The sequence below is a fragment of the Bartonella sp. AD328YNZD genome (assembly GCF_042196425.1).
Genome location: NZ_JBHIQG010000577.1, coordinates 1 through 1,033, shown reverse-complemented (window position 1 = coordinate 1,033; position 1,033 = coordinate 1). Strand labels below are relative to the sequence as shown.

Annotated in this window: 1 protein-coding gene; it reads left to right on the top strand. The window is 39.4% G+C overall.

Annotation, left to right across the window (positions count from 1 at the left end; all coding sequences use genetic code 11):
* On the top strand, positions 1-1,033 hold a 1,033-nt coding region (locus tag ACFIO3_RS13800), incomplete at both ends, for a BID domain-containing T4SS effector (RefSeq protein WP_375704656.1).

Here is a 1,033-nt window from a genome sequence, read left to right as displayed (position 1 = left end):
GCAGGGCATCAGCTTGACTTTTCACTTGTTACAAAAGAACGCATGATGCTCGCCAGTGTTGCTGTAGCAGAAAATGGGAACCTAGAGCCAATGCAGCATCTGTTTGAAGATATCTCTAATCCCAATAAAATACTTCTTTTAAAGGAATTCATGAGTAACATGAAAGAACTTGGGCGCAATGTTAATAATCGTCCTGTTATGGTTGCAAAAGAAGGTGAAACCTACACAGGCATCTATAGGGGTGCTGGTTATGATAGCTTTGCTTTCAATGTGAAAGGTGCTTACATCATCGGCAATAAAGAACAGCTCACGCCAGAACAACTCAAAACATTAAAACCCGGTGACAAATTTACCTTTACAGTCCCAAAAACAAAAGAGCTTGAAAGTATTCTCATTCCAGAAGAGAGATTAGCCCCTTTGACAGAAAATGAAAAAGCCGAAATGATTGCTGAAGATTCTTGCGTCCACACAAGCTTAAAACAAATCCAGAAATTGTCAAAAATTGTTTATGGTAACGAAAAAATATTAGACAAACAGATGGTAGAGATCATCAAAAATCCAAGCTTAGGCCAGCAGCTCGCCAACCAGATTGAAAGAGCACCATACTCTATTTCTCATCTTGCCGGTTTCAGTTTATGTGGACTACAAAATCAGGCACGCGCAAACGCTAAAAATCATCTTGAGATGCTCTGTACTGCCGTTGCAAATTTTGCCCATGCAGTGAGACATGCTGGGAAGGAAATTACGCAAGAACATGCAACAGAACAGAAGCGCCGTGCAACCACAGTAGAAATGCCAAGTCAAAGCTTGCAAGACCTCTTCACCTTGCCAAAAGAATTACAGCAAGAAGCTTTAGCAAAAAATCCTTCACTGCAAAAAGAGCTTACCGACTTTGTAAAAAACATCAATACCCGTCTCTCACAAAATGAACATAAAGCAGTCAAAAATAATGAGTATGAAACATTGGCTCAAAGTATTGGTGTATCAGAAAGTAAAGCTAGGCAAATTACAGAAATTATTAAGCAAACCAAAG